General features: G+C 32.4%; 5 protein-coding genes and 1 tRNA gene. 1 reads left to right on the top strand and 5 read right to left on the bottom strand.

The features are described from left to right. Positions 1-126: 126 nt before the first annotated feature. From HMPREF9144_RS06850 to HMPREF9144_RS06830, 5 genes are all read right to left on the bottom strand, one after another. Entirely contained in the window at positions 127-519 is a 393-nt protein-coding gene (locus HMPREF9144_RS06850) for an SMI1/KNR4 family protein (RefSeq protein WP_006045194.1), read from the bottom strand. A gap of 217 nt (positions 520-736) precedes the next feature. Continuing rightward, positions 737-810 (bottom strand) — tRNA-Arg (locus HMPREF9144_RS06845). A gap of 114 nt (positions 811-924) precedes the next feature. Then, positions 925-1,560 carry a trimeric intracellular cation channel family protein gene (locus tag HMPREF9144_RS06840; RefSeq protein WP_006045192.1) on the bottom strand — a complete coding sequence of 212 codons (636 nt, stop codon included), beginning with the start codon at positions 1,558-1,560 and terminating at the stop codon, positions 925-927. Between the two features lie 40 nt (positions 1,561-1,600). Further along, positions 1,601-2,557: a D-2-hydroxyacid dehydrogenase gene (locus tag HMPREF9144_RS06835; protein WP_006045191.1), complete on the bottom strand. Its 957-nt coding sequence runs from the start codon at positions 2,555-2,557 to the stop codon at positions 1,601-1,603. 6 nt (positions 2,558-2,563) lie between these two features. Continuing rightward, positions 2,564-3,838 (bottom strand): replication-associated recombination protein A, encoded by a 1,275-nt coding sequence (locus HMPREF9144_RS06830; RefSeq protein WP_006045190.1) that lies wholly within the window; start codon positions 3,836-3,838, stop codon positions 2,564-2,566. Positions 3,839-4,012: 174 nt separating this feature from the next. Here HMPREF9144_RS06830 and HMPREF9144_RS06825 point away from each other — a divergent pair, with 174 nt between their 5' ends. Then, entirely contained in the window at positions 4,013-4,822 is an 810-nt protein-coding gene (locus HMPREF9144_RS06825) for a hypothetical protein (RefSeq protein ID WP_006045189.1), read from the top strand. The last annotated feature ends 296 nt before the right edge of the window (positions 4,823-5,118 follow it).

The following is a 5,118-nucleotide window of genomic DNA, read 5'->3' as shown; positions in this document are numbered from 1 at the left end:
TCTTTTTTAATTTCTTATTCAATAGCCTTTATTCTTTTTATTTTATAATGCTAATAAAACTCCAAATTTATTTGGTAATGTGAGTTTTACGCTAAGATTATTTTTCATTCTACAATTAATATATAGTCATTCAAATAACTTTATAAAATCAAAGATGTTATCTGCCTCTTTTTTCATATCTACAGATCCTAATGCGCCAAGATCATTTGAGTATATTGAGTTATTGTTAGGATTGTTTCTAAAAATAAAGAAGGCTAAATCGCCATCTTGTCCAATCATAAAGTATTTAGGTTCAAATTCATAAACTTGGTATGTCTCATTTCTTTCTTCTAAATCAGAATATGAATACATACATATTCCAGTATTCTTTATTTCAAAAGTATCACCATCATTTATCTTAGATAAAAAATCGACATAAAGATCAGGGAATTTTACATTTATTTTTCTCTCAAGTTCAATTATTTGTTTTTTATTTCTTTTGTATCCATAATGATATTTTTTATAAACCTGATTTTTCAATACTTAAAGCAGAAACTGCAAACTCGGTAAAATGAATTCGGCTAACTGATATAGATATTTTTCTTCCATAATGCAAAGGAAAGAAAAATATATGGATTAATAAAATTTCCTTTCCTATTTCTACTGTCCCCTTATTTTCTATTGACAAAACACTCTACCTTATTTTCTACAGGGACATAAAAAAAGAGTTCAGATAAAAAATATCTAAACTCCTTTGTGATTCCGGCGGGATTCAAACCCACAACCTTCTGATCCGTAGTCAGATGCTCTATTCAGTTGAGCTACGGAACCATTTTTTCTAATTGCATATATTAGAGCAATTATATTGTTCCTTAATTGCGAGTGCAAAGGTACGACTTTTTATTATTACTGCCAAATTTTTTTTANATTTTTTCTATATAAAAATTAATCTTCATCTCGTAATATGGGCAATTGAATATGATAATATACAGCTACAAAACGAATTAGAACGATTAAGATAAATGTTGTGATGACTGTAAAGGTAATGCTAAAATTTAATACTAATAGTATCCAATAGAGCACACCTCCTGCAACACTTGCAATTGCATAAATTTCTTTTTGCAGAATAACGGGTTCATTGTTTAATAGAACATCTCGTATAACACCACCTGCAACTCCTGTAATACACCCCATAACAATAGCAACCCAAAAGGGAAATCCTAAAGTTAAAGTTTTCTGCATTCCTGCAATTGTGAAGAAAGCTAAACCTAATGTATCGAAAACGAACCATGCGTTGTTTAGTTTCTTCATACGTTTTCTTAATATTATAGCAAGAAATAAGGCAATAGCAGTAACAAACAAATAACGAATATCTGTTGTCCAGAAAGGTTTCACGCCTAATATTGTATCACGAATAGTTCCACCACCTATTGCAACAGCAAATCCGCATACATATCCTCCAAACCAGTCGAAATGTTTTTCTGCAGCATGCCTTATTCCTGAAATTGCGAAAGCTAATGTCCCCAATCCTTCAATAAGTTCTAAAAGAGCATCTGCGAATTGTGGATCGTTGAATGTCATAGTTTATTTTTTGTGTTGTGTTGATATTTTAATTTGATATTTATTTGTTTACAACATTTTGCGGATTACCTGCTATAAACGTTTTTATATTTTCAACACAAATATTCATTAGTCGCTGACGTGCTTCAATAGTAGCCCATGCAATATGTGGTGTAATATAAGCATTTGGCTGTTTTATTAATGGATTATCTTTGCGTGGAGGTTCTTGTTCCATAACATCGGCACAATAAGCCTTTAAATGTCCCTCTTCTAATGCATTAGCTACAGCTAATTCATCTATCAATGCACCACGTCCGGTATTAATTAAAATTGTACCTGGTAGCATTTGTGCTAATGCTTCTTTATTAATCATGTGTGTATTTTCTTTTGTTAATGGACAATGAAGTGTGATGATATCGGCAGTATGATAAAGTCCTTCCAAAGTTGTCTTGCGAATCCATTCTGGTAAATTACTACTATTTTTACTTGTATATGCCGAAATATCCATTCCTAACATGTGTCCTATCCATGCAACCTTTGTTCCGATATTGCCTAATCCGATTATACCTAATGTTTTTCCTGCAAGTTCAAAGAGAGGTTCGTCCCAATAACAGAATGTTTTCTTACTACTCCAAACTCCTTTACGTGTTTGACAAGCATAATGATCTGCGTGAGTTGCAACATTTAATAGGTGAGCAAAAACAAACTGTGCAACACTGTCGGTGCTATATGCTGGAATGTTAGTAACAATAACGCCATGTTCTTTGGCTGCTTGTAGGTCTATATTGTTGTAACCAGTAGCTAATTCTCCAATATATTTTAATTTGGGCAACTGTTCTATAATCTCTCTTGTCATATTTATTTTATTGACAAGAACAATTTCTGCATCTTTTGCCCTTTCTATAATTTGATTATCTTCAGAATAATCGTAAAAGGTAAATTCTCCTAATTCTTTTACACCGTCCCATGAGATATCTCCAGGGTTAGCTGCATAACCATCTAAATCTACTATTTTCATTTTCTTTTATTTTTTATATTTATCTCCCCAACATTGTAACATCCACTGATAGTATTTTTCTTCTTGTGGTGAATGTTGTGGATTCCAAAAACGTTTATTTGTAAGTGTATCTGGCAAATATTGTTGTTCTGTAAAGTGTCCTTGATATTCATGTGGATTCTTATATCCATCATGAAATCCCAATGATGCCATTAATTCTGTAGGTGCATTACATAAATAAAGCGGAACAGGTTGGTTTCCACTGTTGCGAACTTCTGCTAATGCTGCACCAATTCCTTGGTAAGTTGAATTACTTTTTGGTGATACGGCTAGGTAAACTGCTACTTCGGCTAAAGTAATTCTAGCTTCAGGCCAACCAATTTTCATTACACTATCGAAAGCCGCATTTGCTAAAAGTAAGGCATTTGGATTTGCTAATCCTATATCTTCAGCTGCACTAATAATTAATCTTCGAGCAATAAATTGTGGATCTTCCCCTCCTTCTATCATTCTTGCCATCCAATAAAGTGTGGCATCTGGGTCGCTTCCACGAATAGATTTTATAAATGCCGAAATAATATTATAGTGCATATCTCCATTTTTATCGTATGCAAGGGGTGTTTGTTGTAAACATTCTATAACAAGCTCATTGGTAATAACTATTTCGTCGTCTTGTTTTGAAGCATCAATTGTAAGTTCGAAGATATTTAATAGTTTTCTAGCATCACCACCACTATATCGTAATAAGGCATCGGTCTCTTTAAGTTTAATGTTCTTTTCTTTGAGATAGATATCTTGTGTAATTGCATTCGTAAGCAATTTAAGCAATTCTTCTTTATTTAGGCTTTTAAGAACATAAACTTGACACCTAGATAATAATGGTTTTATAACCTCGAACGATGGATTTTCGGTTGTTGCGCCTATCAACGTTACTATTCCTTTTTCGACAGCTCCAAGCAATGAGTCTTGTTGAGACTTAGAAAAACGATGAATTTCATCAATAAACAAAATAGGTGAGGGCGAATTAAAAAATCTTCCATTCTTAGCTCTCTCTATCACATTACGTACATCTTTTACACCACTTGCAATAGCCGATAAAGTATAAAAAGGAGTTTCAAGTTTATTAGCTATAATTTGTGCTAATGTGGTTTTTCCTACACCAGGTGGACCCCATAAAATGAATGATGGAATATGTCCTGAGTCAATCATATTCCTCAAAACAGCATTTTTACCCACTAAATGACTTTGTCCAACATATTCGTCAAGTGTGTGTGGGCGCATTCTTTCTGCTAATGGTTCCATTCTGTTCGTTATATTATAGCTGTATGCAAAGATAAGAATTCTATTTTATTTTAGCAACCACTTTGGTTGATTTTTCGTAACAGGTATATTTTTACTAAAATTTTCTTGCAAATTTAGTTTTTAGTATTTACTTTTGCACCGCTATCTATAAGGTATTGTTAATAAAAAGAAGATATGAAGCAACAAGAAAAATCACTTTCATTGAAGAATTTAACAAAATCTACAGTTTGGAATATTCAAGAGAATGATGTATTCCGATTGTGGGCTCAAGCAGAACGTGATGCTGACCTAAAAGATAATGAAAACCATTATCTAGATATTATTAAAAGTGCTTTTACTATTGAAGAAATTAGAGTAGATAAGAAAGAAATAGTAGATAAGTATGAAGAACGCGGTTATAAAGTTGGACAAGTAAGGTTAGACGATGGAGTTGTCGCAAAATGGGCAATAAAGAAAAAACCAATAAATCGGATATCTGACCTCACTAAAGACAATATTCATCATATTTCTGCAAGAAAACTTATAGAAGTTCTCGAAAGAAATTTCGGTGGTGGTTGGGATAGTTTATCAAAAAATGTGCAAGATATTATTTTGAGTGCCTTTGAAGTTACAACAACAACTTTACCAACTACCCGATTGAAACAAAAAGGCGGATTGTATGAAAAGAAAATCTCAGATGGATACGAAGTTCTCGAGATAAATAAAGGTGGTTGGACAGAAGCTATTTTTGTGAAAGATGTAGCAAACACTGTAGATGATAGCGATATTGAACTCGATAAAATGAAAACGCACATTTCAGAGGAGGAAGAAACTGATTTTGATGATGTAGACGATGATGATTTTCCAAAGGAATCTGATGATGAAACCGATGATGAAGATTTTGACGATGATAAATTCATAGAAGAAAGTTATAGAACTACATTTGAAACAGACCCCGAAGACCTTGATATACAAGCAGAAGATATAACAGACGACAGTTTTTAAATTTTAAAGAAACGGTATAGATATCTGCAATAAAAAGAAATAGGTGGGACGTTTTCTCATACCTGTCTTATACAATTCGTAAAAAGATATTAATTTTTCTGCAGATTAAAACTTGCTGAAATTGTAATAATTATGACGGATTCGATAGTGCATTGTAATAATGACCTATCTCCCTAATAATTCAACTTAAATCGGTTATTGGAATAGTGACGAAACACTTTTTCAATAACCGATTTACTTTATACCAGTTATTGAAAAATAATATACTGCAATGTTTATATCAAATGCAATATAAA

It is taken from the genome of Prevotella pallens ATCC 700821, assembly GCF_000220255.1.
GTDB lineage: Bacteria > Bacteroidota > Bacteroidia > Bacteroidales > Bacteroidaceae > Prevotella > Prevotella pallens.
Note: the sequence above shows the minus strand (reverse complement) of the source record. Positions and strands in the feature narration are given on the sequence as shown.

Bases quoted from the DNA above. Each gene is read 5' to 3' on its own strand.
- HMPREF9144_RS06830 (WP_006045190.1), bottom strand. From the start codon at position 3,838: ATGGAACCATTAGCAGAAAGAATGCGCCCACACACACTTGACGAATAT.
- HMPREF9144_RS06835 (WP_006045191.1), bottom strand. From the start codon at position 2,557: ATGAAAATAGTAGATTTAGATGGTTATGCAGCTAACCCTGGAGATATC.
- HMPREF9144_RS06825 (WP_006045189.1), top strand. From the start codon at position 4,013: ATGAAGCAACAAGAAAAATCACTTTCATTGAAGAATTTAACAAAATCT.
- HMPREF9144_RS06840 (WP_006045192.1), bottom strand. From the start codon at position 1,560: ATGACATTCAACGATCCACAATTCGCAGATGCTCTTTTAGAACTTATT.